14 protein-coding genes are annotated in these 18,088 nt (G+C 54.7%); 11 read left to right on the top strand and 3 right to left on the bottom strand.

Annotated elements, in window-relative coordinates:
* Positions 1–54: 54 nt before the first annotated feature.
* Positions 55–519, bottom strand: coding sequence for a YchJ family protein (locus C9411_RS01865; RefSeq protein WP_063990115.1), 465 nt, complete (start codon positions 517–519; stop codon positions 55–57).
* Positions 520–637: 118 nt separating this feature from the next.
* On the opposite strand from C9411_RS01865, the gene rssA reads away from it, so the two are divergent.
* The 5 genes from rssA to C9411_RS01840 all read left to right on the top strand — a co-directional run bounded on the left by rssA (position 638) and on the right by C9411_RS01840 (position 6,191).
* Entirely contained in the window at positions 638–1,540 is a 903-nt protein-coding gene (gene rssA, locus C9411_RS01860) for a patatin-like phospholipase RssA (RefSeq protein WP_063990114.1), read from the top strand.
* Between the two features lie 103 nt (positions 1,541–1,643).
* Positions 1,644–2,657, top strand: a complete 1,014-nt coding sequence (rssB, locus tag C9411_RS01855) for a two-component system response regulator RssB (RefSeq protein ID WP_063990113.1) — start codon at positions 1,644–1,646, stop codon at positions 2,655–2,657.
* Positions 2,658–2,869: 212 nt separating this feature from the next.
* Positions 2,870–3,787, top strand: a complete 918-nt coding sequence (gene galU, locus C9411_RS01850) for a UTP--glucose-1-phosphate uridylyltransferase GalU (protein ID WP_107226315.1) — start codon at positions 2,870–2,872, stop codon at positions 3,785–3,787.
* 40 nt (positions 3,788–3,827) lie between these two features.
* Positions 3,828–5,171, top strand: coding sequence for a UDP-glucose/GDP-mannose dehydrogenase family protein (locus C9411_RS01845; RefSeq protein WP_107226314.1), 1,344 nt, complete (start codon positions 3,828–3,830; stop codon positions 5,169–5,171).
* Positions 5,172–5,180: 9 nt separating this feature from the next.
* A complete protein-coding gene (locus C9411_RS01840) occupies positions 5,181–6,191 on the top strand; it encodes an NAD-dependent epimerase (protein ID WP_107226313.1) in 1,011 nt (336 codons plus the stop codon).
* Positions 6,192–6,374: 183 nt separating this feature from the next.
* Here the strand turns inward: C9411_RS01840 and hns are convergent, their stop codons facing one another.
* Complete coding sequence (gene hns, locus C9411_RS01835; protein WP_004932170.1) at positions 6,375–6,782, bottom strand: histone-like nucleoid-structuring protein H-NS; 408 nt, start codon at positions 6,780–6,782, stop codon at positions 6,375–6,377.
* A gap of 699 nt (positions 6,783–7,481) precedes the next feature.
* On the opposite strand from hns, the gene C9411_RS01830 reads away from it, so the two are divergent.
* The gene (locus tag C9411_RS01830) at positions 7,482–8,066 is read left to right on the top strand and encodes a thymidine kinase (RefSeq protein ID WP_063918455.1); all 585 of its coding nucleotides are present in this window, start codon (positions 7,482–7,484) and stop codon (positions 8,064–8,066) included.
* Positions 8,067–8,185: 119 nt separating this feature from the next.
* Here the strand turns inward: C9411_RS01830 and adhE are convergent, their stop codons facing one another.
* Entirely contained in the window at positions 8,186–10,858 is a 2,673-nt protein-coding gene (gene adhE, locus C9411_RS01825) for a bifunctional acetaldehyde-CoA/alcohol dehydrogenase (protein WP_033634787.1), read from the bottom strand.
* A 531-nt stretch (positions 10,859–11,389) separates the two neighbouring features.
* On the opposite strand from adhE, the gene C9411_RS01820 reads away from it, so the two are divergent.
* The 5 genes from C9411_RS01820 (at position 11,390) to oppC (ending at position 18,081) form a co-directional block, all read left to right on the top strand.
* A complete protein-coding gene (locus C9411_RS01820) occupies positions 11,390–12,034 on the top strand; it encodes a YchE family NAAT transporter (protein WP_015378089.1) in 645 nt (214 codons plus the stop codon).
* Between the two features lie 696 nt (positions 12,035–12,730).
* The gene (locus C9411_RS01815) at positions 12,731–14,368 is read left to right on the top strand and encodes an ABC transporter substrate-binding protein (RefSeq protein WP_107226312.1); all 1,638 of its coding nucleotides are present in this window, start codon (positions 12,731–12,733) and stop codon (positions 14,366–14,368) included.
* Between the two features lie 148 nt (positions 14,369–14,516).
* Positions 14,517–16,154, top strand: a complete 1,638-nt coding sequence (oppA, locus tag C9411_RS01810) for an oligopeptide ABC transporter substrate-binding protein OppA (protein WP_107226311.1) — start codon at positions 14,517–14,519, stop codon at positions 16,152–16,154.
* 83 nt (positions 16,155–16,237) lie between these two features.
* A complete protein-coding gene (gene oppB / locus C9411_RS01805) occupies positions 16,238–17,158 on the top strand; it encodes an oligopeptide ABC transporter permease OppB (RefSeq protein ID WP_004932150.1) in 921 nt (306 codons plus the stop codon).
* A gap of 14 nt (positions 17,159–17,172) precedes the next feature.
* Positions 17,173–18,081, top strand: a complete 909-nt coding sequence (gene oppC / locus C9411_RS01800) for an oligopeptide ABC transporter permease OppC (protein WP_063990107.1) — start codon at positions 17,173–17,175, stop codon at positions 18,079–18,081.
* Positions 18,082–18,088: the final 7 nt, after the last annotated feature.

Genomic DNA, 18,088 nt, shown 5'->3' with positions numbered 1-18,088 from the left:
TGTCTGATACTGAACGGCCTGTCTTCGCAGGCGTAAACGTGAAGCGCCGGCCGGCTAGCGCCCGCAGCACTTCTTGTATTTTTTCCCTGAGCCACAGGGACAAATCGCATTTCTGCCGGGCTGGGGTTTGGTGCCGTCGATATAATACCAACGTTGATCGCGACGAAGGAAGCGCGAGCGCTCATGCATCGCCTGCGGTTCGCCGCTTTCGCCATCGATAAAGCGGGCGATGAATTCGACGAAGCCTTCATCCGGCTCATGACCGGCTTTCTCTTCCACGATCGTCAGGCCCAGCCATTCGGTATTTTTAAAGCTGTCGACGATTGCATTGCGCCACGCTTCGGCGCCGCAGTCGGGGTGCCAGGTGGCGATCAGATAGTCGACGTTATGATTTACGTAGGCGGTGAAGCGTGAACGCATCAGCTGGCCGGGCGTCGGCGCCGGCTGATTGCCGCTGATAAAGGGGGCGCAGCACGCGTTATACGCCAGTCCGCTGCCGCATGGGCATGATTCGGGCAAAATAACTCCTGAGAACACGAGGCAGAAAATGAATTTAGCGCATATGTTACCTAACAATATTCGTCAGTGACAATCTACCCTGAAAGCAGTGAATACCTTTCACCGAGAGGATGGCGCTATGCGGCAAATCAAGATCGGACTGGCGCTGGGGGCGGGATCGGCCAAAGGCTGGGCGCACATCGGCGTGATCAATGCGTTAAAGAAACTGGGAATTGAGGTCGATATCGTTGCTGGCTGCTCTGTCGGCGCGTTGGTGGGCGCGGCGTTCGCCAGCCATCGCCTGCCGGCGATGGAGCAGTGGGTGCGGTCGTTCAGCTATTGGGACGTGATTCGTCTGATGGATTTTTCCTGGCAGCGCGGTGGCCTGTTGCGCGGAGAACGGGTGTTTAACGCTGTCGGACAGCTGTTGAAGATCAATGATATCGCCGAGTGCGCGTTGAAGTTCGGCGCCGTGACGACCAATCTCAGCACCGGGCGCGAGCTGTGGCTGACCGAAGGCGATATTCATCAGGCGATACGCGCTTCCTGCAGCATGCCTGGCCTGTTGGCGCCGGTATGGGCCGACGGCTATTGGCTGGTGGATGGCGCGGTGGTCAATCCGGTGCCGGTGTCGCTCTGCCGCGCTATGGGCGCCGATATCGTCATCGCGGTCGATCTGCAGCATGACGCGCACCTGATGCAGCAGGATCTGTTCTCGATACGCATTGAGGAAGAAAACCCGGACGATGCGCCTGCCGCCACCTGGCGCGGGCGTTTGCGGGAGCGCATCGGCAGAATGCGGCAGCGCAAACCGGCGACGGCGCCGACGGCGATGGAGATCATGGGTACCTCGATTCAAATGCTGGAAAATCGCCTGAAGCGCAACCGCATGGCGAGCGATCCGCCGGATGTGTTGATCCAACCTTTTTGCCCGCAAATCTCGACGCTGGATTTCCACCGTGCCGATGAAGCGATCGAGGCAGGGTTACTGGCGGTGGAAAAACAACTGGATCGGTTGTTGCCGTTGATAAAAAATAGATAATTCTCGGTTCTCGGTTGGCAATGCGTGGTCAGTCTGTTTCAGACGAGCATAAGTGACCTTTTTGAGCCACTATTACACTATGGAAAGGGACGAGGCTCGGCTGATGGCATTACCACTTACTCACAAGCGCATCTTGATCGTTGAGGACGAACAGGTTTTTCGTTCAGTGCTGGTCGGTTATTTGGCCTCGCTGGGTGCTGAAACCGGCGAGGCGACCAACGGTTTACAGGCGTTGAGTGCCGTCGACGACTTCAAGCCGGATCTCATCCTGTGCGATCTCGCGATGCCGGAAATGGGCGGTATCGAATTCGTTGAACACCTGCGTTTGCAGGGGATACAGATCCCGGTGCTGGTGATCTCGGCCACCGACAAAATGGCTGACATCGCCAAGGTGTTGCGCTTGGGCGTGCAGGATGTGCTGCTCAAGCCGCTGACCGATCTCAATCGCCTGCGTGAAGCGGTGCTGGCGTGCTTATACCCCAATATGTTCACCTCCCAGGCGATTGAAGAGGTTGAGCTGTTTCAGGATTGGGATGCGCTGAGCAAAAACCCTTCCGAAGCCGTCAAACTGCTTAAACAACTGCAACCGCCGGTACAGCAGACCATTGCGCATTGCCGGATCAACTATCGGCAGTTAACCACCGGTGAAAATCCCGGCCTGGTGCTGGATATTGCCGCGTTGTCAGAAAAAGACCTGGCATTCTATTGCCTGGACGTCACGCGCGCCGGCGATAATGGCGTATTGGCGGCATTGCTGTTGCGCGCATTATTTAATGGCTTGCTGCAAGACCATCTGGCTAATCAACAGCATCGCCTGCCGCAAATGTCGGCATTGTTAAAGCAGGTTAATCAATTATTGCGGCAGGGGAAATTAGACGGCCAATTCCCGCTGCTGTTGGGATATTATCATGCCGAAAATAAGAACCTGATTCTGGTTTCCGCCGGGCTGCATGCCAACGTCAATACCGGTGACAATCAAATCCAGCTGAGCAACGGCGTACCACTGGGGACGCTGGGGGCTACCTACATGAATCAGATCAGCCAGCGCTGTACCGCTTGGCAGTGTCAGGTATGGGGTAGCGGTGGCCGCTTGCGACTGATGCTCAGCGCTGAATAACAGGCAGCGATCGGCGAGATCTTAAGCTATTCACTTATCTGCAATTAAACCGTTTATTTATTCTCCGGATTATCCGAACGGGTAATAGTCCTAAATGTTTTCTATTTGTGTTCCGGCTAATGCTCGGCGCGTATAAGCTGGTATACTCCGAAGGTTTTTTATATTGAGCCCAAGCTCATAAAATGAGCGCTTTAGCTTCAAGAGAGGAAATAATGCCTGCTGTAAATCGCAAAGTCAGAAAAGCCGTGATCCCGGTTGCAGGCTTGGGTACGCGGATGTTGCCGGCCACCAAAGCCATTCCGAAAGAAATGCTGCCGCTGGTTGATAAACCGCTGATCCAATACGTCGTTAATGAGTGCATTGCGGCGGGGATTAACGAGATTGTGCTGGTCACCCACTCCTCCAAGAACTCGATCGAAAACCATTTTGATACCAGTTTCGAACTCGAAGCGATGCTGGAAAAACGCGTCAAGCGCCAATTGCTGGATGAAGTGCAGTCGATCTGCCCGAAAGGCGTTACCGTGATGCAAGTCCGCCAGGGTAATGCCAAAGGCCTGGGGCACGCTATCATGTGTGCCTACCCAATTGTGGGTGATGAGCCGGTCGCGGTGGTGCTTCCTGACGTGATCCTCGACGAATACAGCGCCGATCCGAAAAAAGACAACCTCCACGACATGTTGCAGCGCTTCGAAGCCACCGGCGTCAGTCAGATCATGGTTGAACCCGTGCCACATAAAGATGTCGGAAACTACGGCGTAGCCGACTGTAAGGGCGTTGCTTTGCAACCCGGCGAAAGCGCGCCGATGGTCAGCGTGGTTGAGAAACCGTCGCCGGATAAAGCCCCTTCCAACCTGGCGATTGTCGGTCGTTACGTGTTGTCCGCCGATATTTGGCCGCTGTTGGCCAAAACGCCCCCTGGCGCCGGCGATGAAATTCAGCTGACTGACAGCATCGAAATGTTGATGCAGCAGGAAACGGTGGAAGCGTATCACCTGAAAGGCGTGAGCCATGACTGCGGTAACAAACTGGGGTACATGCAGGCTTTTGTGGAGTACGGCATGCGTCATGCCAGCTTGGGCAAAGAATTTTCTCAGTGGCTGCAACAGGTTGTTGCCGCTGACAAAAAGTAATTTGATCTTTCGTCTTAATTTGAAAAACTAGGATTTTCACATGAAAGTAACAGTTTTTGGTATTGGTTATGTGGGGCTGGTACAGGCCGCCGTGCTGGCTGAAGTTGGCCATGACGTTATGTGCATCGATGTTGATGAGCGAAAAGTCGAAAACCTGAAAAAAGGCAATATCCCGATTTTTGAACCGGGCCTGACGCCGCTGGTACAGCAAAACTATGAGGCTGGGCGCCTGCATTTCACCACCGATGCCAAAGCGGGCGTGGCGCACGGGAATATCCAGTTTATCGCCGTCGGCACGCCACCGGATGAGGACGGTTCCGCCGATCTGAAATACGTCACCGCCGTGGCGCGCACCATCGCCGAGCACATGACCGATCGCAAAGTGGTGATCGACAAATCTACTGTGCCGGTCGGTACGGCTGACAAGGTGCGTCAGGTGATGGCGGAAACGCTGGCGAAACGTGGCAGCAACGTGGCGTTCGATGTGGTGTCCAACCCTGAATTCCTGAAGGAGGGCGCTGCGGTGGCTGACTGCATGCGCCCCGAGCGCATCGTGATCGGTACCGATAATAAAGAGGTGATCGAACCGATTCGCGAACTGTACGAGCCGTTTAACCGCAATCACGATCGTATGATCATGATGGATATCCGCAGCGCGGAGCTGACCAAATATGCCGCCAACTGCATGCTGGCGACCAAAATCAGCTTTATGAACGAAATGTCCAACCTGGCGGAAATGCTGGGCGCGGACATCGAGAAAGTGCGCCAGGGCATCGGTTCCGATTCACGCATCGGTTATCACTTCATCTACCCTGGCTGCGGCTACGGTGGTTCTTGCTTCCCGAAAGATGTCCAGGCCTTGATCCGCACGGCCGAGCAGATCGGTTATCAACCGAAGCTGTTGCAGGCGGTAGAGCAGGTCAACTATCAACAGAAAGACAAGCTGAACAGCTTTATCAAAGACTATTTCGGCAGCGATTTGAAGGGCAAAACCTTCGCACTGTGGGGGCTGGCGTTCAAGCCGAATACCGATGACATGCGTGAAGCGTCCAGCCGCGTGCTGATGGAGCATCTGTGGGCTGCCGGCGCCACCGTTCAAGCCTACGATCCGGAAGCGATGAACGAAGTTCAGCGCATCTATGGCCAGCGTGACGATCTGAAGCTGATGGGGACCAAAGAGGCTGCGCTGCATGGCGCCGATGCTCTGGTGATCTGCACCGAATGGCAGAACTTCCGCGCGCCGGACTTCGACGTGATCAAGAGTGCGTTGAAGCAGCCGGTGATCTTTGATGGGCGTAACCTGTACGATCCTGAGCGTTTGGAAAATCGCGGCTTTACCTACTACGCGATTGGCCGCGGAGCCTCGATTAAACCGGTTATTTAAGGAGTGGGTATGAAATTCCTGGTTACAGGCGCCGCAGGGTTTATTGGTTATCACGTTGCAGAGCGTTTATTGGCTGCCGGGCATCAGGTTGTCGGCATCGATAACCTGAATGATTATTATGACGTGGGCCTGAAAATGGCCCGTCTGGACAGACTGACGGATAAGCCGGGATTCCGCTTTATCAAGCTGGATTTGGCTGACCGTGAAGGTATGGCGGCATTGTTTGCCGAGCAGCAGTTCCAGCGAGTCATTCATTTGGGTGCTCAAGCTGGCGTGCGTTATTCGCTGGTTAACCCGTTGGCTTATGCGGATGCCAACCTGATCGGCCATTTGAACGTTCTGGAAGGCTGCCGTCATAATAAGGTCGAGCATTTACTTTACGCTTCCTCCAGCTCTGTTTATGGCCTCAATCGCAAGCTGCCGTTTGCTACCGAAGATTCTGTCGATCACCCTGTGTCACTGTATGCGGCCACCAAAAAAGCCAATGAATTGATGTCACACAGCTACTCGCATTTATACGGTCTCCCGACGACGGGGCTACGCTTCTTTACCGTATATGGTCCTTGGGGGCGTCCGGATATGGCGCTGTTCAAGTTTACCAAGGCCATATTGGCGGGGGAGAGTATCGATGTATATAACCACGGTGAAATGCACCGTGACTTTACTTACATCGATGATATCGCCGAGGCGATTGTGCGGCTGCAGGCGGTTATTCCGCAGGCAGATCCGTCATGGACCGTTGAACAGGGATCGCCGGCGACCAGTTCCGCGCCGTATCATGTTTATAATATCGGCAATAGCGCTCCCGTTAAACTGATGGAATATATCACGGCGTTGGAGCAGGCTTTGGGGGTAACTGCCCGCAAGAATATGCTGCCGATGCAACCTGGCGACGTGATGGATACCAGCGCGGATACCGCAGAGCTTTATCGTGACATTGGTTTTAAGCCGGAAACCAGCGTTGAAGAGGGTGTGAAGCGCTTTGTTGATTGGTATAAAGCATTCTACCGGGTTCAATAATTGAACGAGGTATATGCGATAAAGGGGCCTTAGGGCCCTTTTTTTCGCTGGAACTTCATGCAAGGAGGAAAATGCGAATTAGGATATTTACTAAAAGGAAAGGGATGAGGCGGAGCACGGCTATAAGCTTTAAAATGAAAAGGCCCCCCGCAGGGAGCCTTTCAGATACGGGCTGAATCGCTATTACAGCAGGAAATCATCCAGAGATTTACCTTGCTCTTCGATAGCTTTCTTAATCACCGCAGGAGTACGGCCTTGGCCGGTCCAGGTTTTCAGCTCGCCGTTTTCGTCTTTATATTGGTATTTAGCAGGACGTGCTGCACGTTTTGCTTTACCGGCAGCCTTGTTGGCAGCCATGGTTTGCAGCAGTTCATTCGGATCGATACCGTCAGCAATCAGCATTTCGCGGTATTGCTGCAGTTTACGGGTGCGTTCTTCGATTTCTGCTTGAGCCTGGCTGTCTTCTTCGCGACGTTCGTTCACAACAACTTCCAGTTTCTCGAGCATTTCTTCCAGCGTTTCCAGTGTGCATTCTCTTGCCTGGGCGCGCAGAGTACGGATGTTGTTCAAAATCTTTAATGCTTCGCTCATTGTCCTAGTCTCAAATTATATTGGTGGGGGGCGTCTCGATAATAATAGAGTGCTATTTTCTTTTCTGCAATAGCCAAATTGACTTGAATACTCAAATTTACCTTTTAAAAAACCGTTAATCGGATCTGCCCGACTAATATAGGAAGGGCTGTTAACTATTACCCTCGCTGCACTTAAGTCAAAATTTCAGCAGGCATGCTTTAAAAGGCGCGCGTCGCAAGGCTTTCATCGATAAGTTATCGACGTAATTTATATCAATATTACAATGGGTTCTGTGGGCTTAATCACGTCATGGCAAGGCAGACATTGTAAACAATAGGGGTATATAGGTAAAGATTGCGTCAGTAAACGTCGGGGACAGTGAAGGTGATTAAATGCCCTGTGTTGGCCCCGTGTATAATAGACTAGCGCACCGCTGCGGCTGCGGCACCTGCCGCGGTGAAAGGGTGACTATGCATTAATGGGCAAATGATCGCGGTTAACCATTAGCAAGAATTAATAGTGATGACAGGCATACATTATCCTGTAAATAGCTGTAAAAAGAACGGGCCGACAGAACGATATGTTTCGCTTGAAAGCGCATTATTACCGCGAACGCAATATTCTTTCGCTTTGGGCTGAGCCGGGGGGCGGCTTATGGTACACTTGCCGTCCTAATCAACATTTGAATATTTCTTATACCATCGGAGTTGCGGGGCCATGGCTCAACTTTATTTTTATTACTCTGCGATGAATGCCGGCAAGTCCACCGCGTTGCTACAGTCTTCATATAACTATCAAGAACGTGGTATGCGCACGCTGGTGTTCACCGCGGAGATCGATCACCGTTTTGGCGTGGGTAAAGTCAGCTCGCGCATCGGTTTATCCTCGCAGGCCCAGCTCTATAACAACGACTCGATGCTATACGCCATGATTCAGCAAGAGCATCAACAGCAGCCGGTGCATTGTGTGCTGCTGGATGAAAGCCAGTTCCTGACCAAGGCGCAGGTTGAGCAATTGTGCGATGTGGTGGACCAACTGGACATTCCCGTATTGTGCTACGGCCTGCGTACCGATTTTCTCGGTGAGTTGTTCATCGGCAGCCAATATTTGCTGGCCTGGGCCGATAAGCTGGTGGAATTGAAGACCATCTGTCACTGTGGGCGCAAAGCCAATATGGTGTTGCGGTTGGACGAGAATGGCAAAGCGATGCATGCCGGTGAGCAGGTGGTGATTGGCGGTAACGAGAGCTATGTCTCTGTCTGCCGCAAACATTATAAAGAGGCGATTCACTCCCTGGAGTAGGGGAGAAAACGCCGCCAAAGCCCGCTGGGGCGTTTTGGCGGCATGAGTCGAAATGCAGCGCCGCAGGCGCAATAAAAAACCCGCCGTTTGGCGGGTTTTTTTATCGGTTCACGGAACCGTTATTTCTTGGGCTTCTTTACCGCGGCTTTGGCGGCAGCCGGAGCCGCCGCTTCCTCTTCGACCGCTTCGCTGAATTCGCGGCCGTAGAAGGTATCCAGCATGATTTGCTTCAGCTCGGCAATCAGCGGATAGCGCGGGTTGGCGCCGGTGCATTGGTCGTCGAACGCGTCTTCCGACAGCTTGTCGACTTTCGCCAGGAAGTCCGCTTCCTGCACACCCGCCTCACGGATGGAGGTTGGGATGCCCAACTCGGTTTTCAGCTCGTCCAGCCAGGCCAGCAGTTTCTCAATCTTCTGCGCAGTGCGGTCGCCCGGTGCGCTCAGGCCGAGGTGGTCGGCGATTTCAGCGTAGCGGCGGCGCGCCTGAGGGCGGTCGTACTGGCTGAAGGCCGTCTGCTTGGTCGGATTGTCGTTCGCGTTGTAGCGAATGACGTTGGAAATCAGCATCGCGTTGGCCAGGCCGTGCGGAATGTGGAACTCCGAACCCAGCTTGTGCGCCATGGAGTGACAAACCCCGAGGAAGGCGTTGGCGAAAGCGATACCGGCAATGGTGGCGGCGTTGTGCACGCGTTCACGGGCAACCGGATTTTTCGCGCCTTCTTTATAGCTGGCCGGCAGATACTCTTTCAACAGTTTCAGCGCCTGCAGCGCCTGGCCGTCGGAGTATTCGTTCGCCAGCACCGAGACGTAGGCTTCCAACGCGTGGGTGACCGCATCCAGACCGCCGAAGGCGCACAGGGATTTCGGCATGTTCATCACCAGGTTGGCATCGACAATTGCCATGTCCGGGGTCAGCGCATAGTCGGCCAGCGGGTATTTCTGTCCGGTGGTGTCGTCGGTTACGACGGCAAACGGCGTGACTTCCGAACCGGTGCCTGACGTGGTGGTGATGGCGATCATTTTCGCTTTCACGCCCATTTTCGGGAACTTGTAGATACGCTTGCGGATGTCCATGAAGCGCAGCGCCAGATCCTCGAAGTGGGTTTCAGGATGTTCGTACAGCACCCACATGATTTTCGCGGCGTCCATCGGCGAGCCGCCGCCCAGCGCGATGATGACGTCCGGTTTGAAGGAGTTCATCTGCTCTGCGCCCTTGCGCACGATGCTCAGCGTCGGGTCGGCTTCCACTTCGAAGAACACTTCGGTTTCGATGCCGTGAGACTTCAGAACCTTGGTGATCTGGTCGGCATAGCCGTTGTTGAACAGGAAACGGTCGGTCACGATGAAGGCGCGTTTCGCCCCGTCGGTCGCCACTTCTTCCAGCGCGATAGGCAGCGAGCCCCGGCGGAAGTAGATCGATTTCGGAAGTTTATGCCACAACATGTTTTCTGCTCGCTTCGCTACAGTTTTCTTGTTGATCAGGTGTTTAGGTCCGACGTTTTCAGAGATGGAGTTACCACCCCAGGAGCCGCAACCCAGCGTCAGCGAAGGCGCGAGTTTGAAGTTATACAGGTCGCCGATACCGCCCTGAGACGCCGGGGTGTTGATCAGGATGCGAGCCGTTTTCATTTTATCGCCGAAGTAGGCGATGCGAGCCGTTTGGTTGTCCTGGTCGGTATACAGGCAGGAGGTGTGGCCGATACCGCCCATGGCGACCAGTTTTTCAGCTTTGGCGACGGCGTCTTCGAAGTCTTTGGCACGGTACATCGCCAGGGTAGGCGACAGTTTTTCATGGGCGAAAGGTTCGGACTCGTCGACCAGCTTCACTTCGCCGATCAGCACTTTGGTGTTGGCCGGCACTTTGATGCCTGCCATCTCGGCGATTTTTGGTGCGGATTGGCCGACGATGGCCGCGTTCAGGCCGCCGTTTTTCAGGATGATGTCCTGAACCGCTTTCAGTTCTTTACCCTGCAGCAGATAGCCGCCGTGGGAAGCGAAGCGTTCGCGTACCGCATCATAAATAGAGTCGACGACGATAACCGACTGTTCGGAAGCGCAGATAACGCCGCTGTCGAAGGTTTTGGACATCAGGATAGAGGCGACCACGCGCTTGATGTCTGCGGTTTCGTCTACCACGACAGGGGTATTGCCGGCACCGACGCCGATGGCCGGCTTGCCGGAGCTGTAGGCAGCCTTCACCATGCCCGGGCCACCGGTGGCCAGGATCAGGTTGATGTCCGGGTGGTGCATCAGCTGGTTGGACAGCTCGACGGTCGGTTGGTCGATCCAACCGATGATGTCTTTCGGCGCGCCGGCGGCGATAGCGGCCTGCAGCACGATATCGGCGGCTTTATTGGTGGCATTCTTCGCACGCGGGTGCGGCGAGAAGATGATGCCGTTACGGGTTTTCAGGCTGATCAGCGCTTTGAAGATCGCGGTAGAAGTTGGGTTGGTGGTAGGAACGATACCGCAAATCAGGCCGATAGGTTCGGCGATGGTGATGGTACCGAAGGTGTCATCTTCAGACAGGATGCCACAGGTTTTTTCATCTTTATAGGCGTTGTAGATGTACTCGGAAGCGAAGTGGTTTTTGATCACTTTGTCTTCGACGATACCCATTCCGGATTCTTCCACGGCCATTTTGGCCAACGGGATACGGGCATCAGCAGCGGCGAGGGCGGCAGCGCGGAAGATTTTATCCACCTGCTCTTGAGTGAAGTTGGCATATTCGCGCTGGGCTTTTTTGACACGTGCGACAAGCTCGTTCAGTTCAGCGACATTCGTTACAGCCATAATGCTCTCCTGATAATGTTAAACTCTTTCAGTAAATAAGCCGTGCGAGCCACTAGTATAGTCGTAACGGGGATAAACGGTGATTCGAATACCGGGGCTTTCCCGCGTTATTTCTGCGCATGCTGCTGATTTGCTTAAAGAGCTTCACCCTACGCCAACCGGAGGGGCAGGCAGTGAGGAGAAAGGAACCGGCGATGCTGCTGCCGATTTTGTTCTACTCCCTGACTACGACTAAGAGCTTACCTACTGTTGGGTAGTTGATTTGTGATCTAAATCATGAAAACTGCAAGCTGACACCTTTCAGCTCGCTGGTGTTGGGAATCATTCTCGATAACTGTGAGCAAAGACTCTTTTTTCAACATAAAAAATCAAAAGGCCACACATCACTTTAACAAAGGACATTTGTTTTGTTGCATAACCTGCTGACAGTCAAAAATGCTGCTCTGGCCGGATGGATTACCCGCGGCAATTCCATTACATTAGCGCGCATAGGCAGCACACCTTCTTATAGCACTTAACGCGGAGCCATCTGTGGGCCAATCTCTGCTGGATCTTTCCGGCTTTATCAAGTTCTTTGTCGGTCTGTTTGCGCTGGTCAACCCGGTGGGCATCTTGCCGGTGTTTATCAGCATGACCAGCTACCAGGCGGAAGCGGGGCGCAACAAAACCAACCTGACCGCCAACCTGTCGGTCGCCATCATTCTGTGGACGTCGCTATTTCTGGGCGAAGGGATCTTGCGGATGTTCGGCATCTCTATCGATTCGTTCCGCATCGCCGGCGGTATTTTGGTGGTGACCATCGCCATGTCGATGATCAGCGGCAAGCTGGGGGAAGACAAACAGAACAAACAGGAGAAATCGGAGAGCGCGATCCGCGAAAGCATCGGCGTGGTGCCGTTAGCGCTGCCGCTGATGGCGGGGCCGGGGGCGATCAGTTCTACCATCGTGTGGAGTTCACGTTATCACAACTGGCAAAGCCTGCTCGGCTTTACGGTGGCGATCGCCTTGTTCGCCTTTTGCTGCTGGCTGTTGTTCCGCGCCGCGCCGCTGTTGGTGCGTTTGCTTGGGCAGACCGGCATCAACGTGATCACCCGAATCATGGGCCTGTTGCTGATGGCGCTCGGGATCGAGTTTATCGTTACCGGCATTAAGGCGATATTCCCCGGCCTGTTGTAATACTCTTTGTTTAGCCGCGCACCTTTCGCGTTAGCGCGGCTAAAATTAATTTTAAAGTTTAAATTATTTATTGGTTCGCATTATTATAGTGCAGAGGATGAATAAAATTTATGCGGTTGCACTCTTATGTTGCATAAATCTCATGTTGCTGTGCAAAAAAAACGCTAAGCGTTATTTCAATCACTTTTCCTCCCCCATTTCCGCGCATTTTGTCCCCGTTCAACGGTAAAGCTGTTGTTAAATTAATCACATCATTCTGTGGGGCTTGTCTCACTTTCATCCAGGTGTTATTAGTGATTAACCGACTATAGGCAGGTGTTTGTTCTTTGAATGGCTGGATTGTTAACTGAATGTTTCTTTGTGCGGCGATGAGATTGCGCCGAGGGTTTCAAACGAAATGATTTCTGTTTTTTTATCTTTAAAATCAAAGTGATGATTTTGCTTTTCTGTGGCCCCGACCTCGGGGGACGGATCGGGCTTCGTGCGATAAAAGAGAATTGCTTAACATTTTCGTAAAATTTATTGGCTATGGAATTTGGCTTCTGCTAATTTCCGAGCAACTTTCCCGTGGTCAATTAACTGAAATGCGCCATAAAAACGGGAATGATTTTTGCTGGTATCCGTTTATTTAGAATTCTTATAAACACTGCACAAACTTCGATAAGCGGTGCTTGTCGGTGAAAAGGAGCCTCGATTATGCAGCAAACCCTGAAGCGTACTTCTTTGACCTTGTTGATTAGCGGCGCGTTGGGCGCCGGCGCCGTAAATAGCAGTTTGGCGGCAGAGGTTCCGGCCGGCGTCCAATTGGCGCAGCAGCAAAATATTGTGATCAACAACGGCAGTGAAGTGGCTTCATTGGATCCGCATAAAGTCGAGGGCGTACCGGAAAGCAATATCATTCTTAACCTGCTGGAAGGGCTGGTGAGCACCGACGCCAACGGGCATGTGGTGCCGGCGGCGGCGGCGAGCTGGGAAAACCAGAATTATCAGCAATGGACCTTCCACCTGCGTCCCGGCGCGGTGTGGAGCGACGGCAGCCCGGTGACCGCGCAAGATTTCGTCTACAGCTGGCAGCGTCTGGCCGATCCGAAAATCGCCTCGCCCTATGCCAGCTACCTGCAATACACCAAAGTTGAAAATATCGACGACATCCTGACCGGTAAGAAGCCTCCGCAGACCCTCGGCGTCAAGGCGCTGGACGACCAGACGCTGCAGGTGACGCTGAGCGAGCCGGTGCCGTATTTCATCAGCATGCTGAGCCACACGTCGCTCAAACCGGTCAAACGGGCGGTGGTGGATAAATTCGGCGACAAATGGACGCTGCCCGCCAACTACGTCGGCAACGGCGCTTACCGCCTGAAAGAGTGGGTGGTGAACGAGCGCATCGTGCTGGAGCGCAGCCCAAGCTATTGGAACAACAAGCAGACGGTGATCAATCAGGCGACCTTCCTGCCGATTACCTCGGAAGTCAGCGACGTTAACCGCTTCCGCAGCGGCGAGATCGACATCACCAACAGCGCCATTCCGCCGTATCTGTACGTCAAGATGAAGCGCGAAATGCCTGAACAGCTGCACGTGAACCCTTATCTGTGCACCTTCTATTACGAGCTCAATAACAAACAGGCGCCGTTCACCGATCCGCGCGTGCGTACGGCGGTGAAGATGACGCTGGATCGCGACATCATCGCCAACAAGATCATGGGCCAGGGGCAGATCCCGGCCTACAGCTTCACGCCGACCTTCACGGAAGGCGCCAACTTCACGCAGCCGGCGTGGGCCGGCTGGAGCCAGGAACAGCGCAACGCCGAAGCCAGGAAGCTGCTGGCGGAAGCGGGCTACAGCGATGCCAAACCGCTGAAATTCTCGCTGCTGTACAACACCTCCGATCAAAACAAACAGCAGGCGATCGCCGCCGCGTCGATGTGGAAGAAGAACCTGGGTGCCGAGGTCACGTTGCGCAACCAGGAATGGAAAACGTCGCTGGAGAGCCGCCATCAGGGACAATACGACGTGGCGCGTGCCACCTGGTGCGGGGATTACAACGAGCCCAGCGCGTTCCTGAACCTGGTCCTGTCCAACAGCAGCATCAATACCGTGTTCTATAAGAGCCCGGCGTTCGACGCCATCATGGCCGCCACGCTGAAGGCGCCGGATGAGGCCGCGCGCGCCGCTCTTTATCAGCAGGCGGAAGCGCAGCTGGACAAAGACTCCGCGTTGGTCCCGGTTTATTACCGCGTCAGCGCGCGGTTGATCAAGCCGACGGTGGGCGGGTTCACCGGCAAAGATCCGCTGGACTATACCGACGTTAAAAATCTTTACATTATCAAGCAGTAAAGGGGTATTCCTCACGCCGAGGCGCTGGGGAATATAGGGAAGGCCGGCCGCCGCATTCGTTCCGCGGCGGCGGGAAAACAGAGTCCGCTTACGGGCAACGCAGGTTCCACGAAGAGCCTGTGATAATAAAAAACTGGAGTCGATAAGTATGACCAACATCACGAAGAAAACGCTCATTGCCGCCGGCGTTATCGCCGCGCTGGGTATCACAGCAACCACCAGCGCTTTCGCCGCTGACGTCCCGGCGGGCGTGCAGCTGGCCGACAAGCAAGAAATCGTCAAAAACAACGGTTCCGAAGTGCAGTCGCTGGATCCGCACAAAATCGAGGGCGTGCCGGAAAACAACGTCACGCGCGATCTGATGGAAGGCCTGGCGAACAACAGCCCGGACGGTTCCATCGTGCCGGGCGTCGCGGAAAGCTGGGATAACAAGGATTTCAAAGTCTGGACCTTCCACCTGCGTAAAGACGCAAAATGGTCCAACGGCAAGCCGGTGACGGCGCAAGATTTCGTCTACAGCTGGCAGCGCGTGGTGGATCCGAAAACCGCGTCGCCTTACGCCAGCTACCTGCAGTACGCCCATGTGGAAAACGTCGATGACATCATCGCCGGTAAAAAAGACAAGTCGACGCTGGGCGTGAAGGCCATCGACGACCACACCTTCCAGGTGACCCTGAGCGAGCCGGTGCCTTATCTGGTTGAAATGACCCCACACTACGCCATGAAGCCGGTTTACAAAGACGCGGTGGAGAAGTTTGGTGAGAAGTGGACGCTGCCGGCCAACTACGTCAGCAACGGCGCCTACAAACTGAAAGACTGGATTGTCAACGAGCGCATCGTACTGGAACGCAACCCGGAATATTGGGATAACGCCAAAACCATCATCAATAAAGTGACGTTCCTGCCTATTTCGTCGGAAGTGACCGACGTCAACCGCTACCGCACCGGTGAAATCGACATGACTTACAACAACATGCCGATCGAACTGTTCCAGAAGCTGAAAAAAGAGATCCCGAAAGAGGTGCATGTTGATCCTTACCTGTGCACCTATTACTACGAAATCAACAACCAGAAGGCGCCGTTCACCGATGCGCGCGTGCGTGAAGCGCTGAAGCTGGGCATGGACCGCGACATCATCGTCAACAAGGTGAAAAACCAGGGCGATCTGCCGGCCTACAGCTTTACGCCGCCATACACCGACGGCGCCAAGCTGAGCCCGCCGGAGTGGTTTGGCTGGACGCAGGAAAAACGCAACGAAGTGGCGAAGAAACTGCTGGCGGAAGCCGGCTATGGCCCGGGTAAACCGCTGACCTTCTCCCTGCTGTACAACACTTCAGACCTGCACAAGAAGCTGGCGATCGCCGCCGCCTCCATCTGGAAGAAAAACCTGGGCGTGGACGTGAAGCTGGTGAACCAGGAGTGGAAAACCTTCCTGGATACCCGCCATCAGGGTACCTATGACGTGGCGCGCGCCGGCTGGTGCGCCGACTACAACGAGCCGAGCTCGTTCCTGAACATGATGCTGTCCGACAGCAGCAGTAACACCCCGCACTATAAGAGCGCCGAGTTCGACAAGCTGATGGCCAACGTGTTGACCGCGAAGAGCAAAGACGAGCGCGCCGATCTGTATCAGAAAGCGGAAGTTCAGCTGGATAAAGATTCCGCCATCGTTCCGCTGTATTACTACGTGAACGCCCGTTTGGTGAAACCTTACGTCGGTGGTTACACCGGCAAAGACCCGCTTGATAACGTGTACGACAAAAACCTGTACATCATCAAGCATTGATACGGTAAGAGCCGGCGGCGCAGGCCGCCGGCCCATGTTGAGAATAATAAGCCGTCATCAGGCTGTCGCACAGGGTTAGGGCAATGCTTAAATTTATACTTCGTCGCTTGTTGGAAGCGATCCCGACACTATTTATCCTTATCACCATCTCATTCTTCATGATGCGCCTGGCGCCCGGCAGTCCATTTACCGGGGAACGCGCATTGCCGCCGGAAGTTATGGCGAATATCGAAGCCAAATATCATTTGAACGACCCGATCTGGAAACAGTATGGTCATTATCTGGCGCAGCTTGCGCAGGGAGATTTCGGCCCGTCCTTTAAATACAAGGACTATTCGGTGAACGATCTGGTCGCCAGCTCTTTCCCGGTTTCCGCCAAACTCGGCCTGGCCGCGTTTCTGCTGGCGGTGGTGCTGGGGGTGAGCGCCGGCGTGATCGCCGCGCTGAATCAGAACACCAAATGGGACTACACGGTGATGGGGTTTGCCATGACCGGGGTGGTGATACCCAGTTTCGTGGTGGCGCCGCTGCTGGTGCTGATCTTCGCCATCACGCTGAAATGGCTGCCGGGCGGCGGCTGGAACGGCGGCGCGCCTAAGTTCATCATCCTGCCGATGGTGGCGCTGTCGCTGGCCTATATCGCCAGCATCGCCCGTATTACGCGTGGTTCGATGATTGAAGTGCTGCACTCCAACTTCATCCGCACCGCGCGCGCCAAAGGCTTGCCGATGCGTCGCATCATTTTCCGCCACGCGCTGAAGCCGGCGCTGCTGCCGGTGCTGTCCTACATGGGGCCGGCGTTCGTCGGTATCATCACCGGTTCGATGGTGATCGAAACCATCTACGGTCTGCCAGGGATCGGCCAGCTTTTCGTTAACGGCGCGCTGAACCGCGACTACTCCCTGGTGTTGAGCCTGACCATTCTGGTGGGCGCTCTGACCATTCTGTTCAACGCAATCGTCGATGTGCTGTATGCGGTCATCGATCCGAAAATCCGTTATTAATCTGGAGCACGCGAATGATGTTGACTAAAAAGAACAGCGAAGCTCTGGAACACTTCAGCGAGAAGCTGGAAGTGGAAGGACGCAGCCTGTGGCAAGACGCGCGCCGGCGCTTTATGCACAACCGTGCGGCGGTCAGCAGCCTGTTCATTCTGGTGTTGATCACGCTGTTTGTGGTGCTGGCGCCGATGCTGTCGCAGTTTGCCTACGACGATACCGACTGGGCGATGATGTCCGCCGCCCCAAGCCTGGAATCGGGGCACTATTTCGGTACCGACTCCTCCGGGCGCGATCTGCTGGTGCGCGTGGCGATCGGCGGGCGCATCTCGCTGATGGTCGGCGTGGCGGCGGCGCTGGTGGCGGTGGTGGTCGGCACGCTGTACGGCGCGATGTCCGGCTATCTGGGCGGCAAGATCGACTCGGTGATGATGCGTCTGCTGGAGATCCTCAACTCCTTCCCGTTCATGTTCTTCGTGATCCTGCTGGTGACCTTCTTCGGCCAGAATATCCTGTTGATCTTCGTGGCGATCGGCATGGTGTCGTGGCTGGATATGGCGCGCATCGTGCGCGGCCAAACCCTCGGTCTCAAGCGTAAGGAGTTCATCGAGGCCGCGCTGGTGTGCGGCGTCTCCACGCGCAATATCGTGCTGCGGCATATCGTGCCGAACGTGCTCGGCGTGGTGGTGGTGTACGCGTCGCTGCTGGTGCCGAGCATGATCCTGTTCGAATCCTTCCTCAGCTTCCTGGGGTTGGGCACGCAGGAGCCGCTCAGCAGCTGGGGCGCATTGCTCAGCGACGGCGCCAACTCAATGGAAGTTTCACCGTGGTTGCTGCTGTTCCCGGCGGGTTTCCTGGTTGTCACTCTGTTCTGTTTCAACTTTATCGGCGATGGCCTGCGTGACGCCCTCGACCCGAAAGATCGTTAAGGAGTGC

Source organism: Serratia sp. Nf2 (assembly GCF_003028435.1).
Classification (GTDB): Bacteria; Pseudomonadota; Gammaproteobacteria; order Enterobacterales; family Enterobacteriaceae; genus Serratia; species Serratia marcescens_L.
Note: the sequence above shows the minus strand (reverse complement) of the source record. Positions and strands in the feature narration are given on the sequence as shown.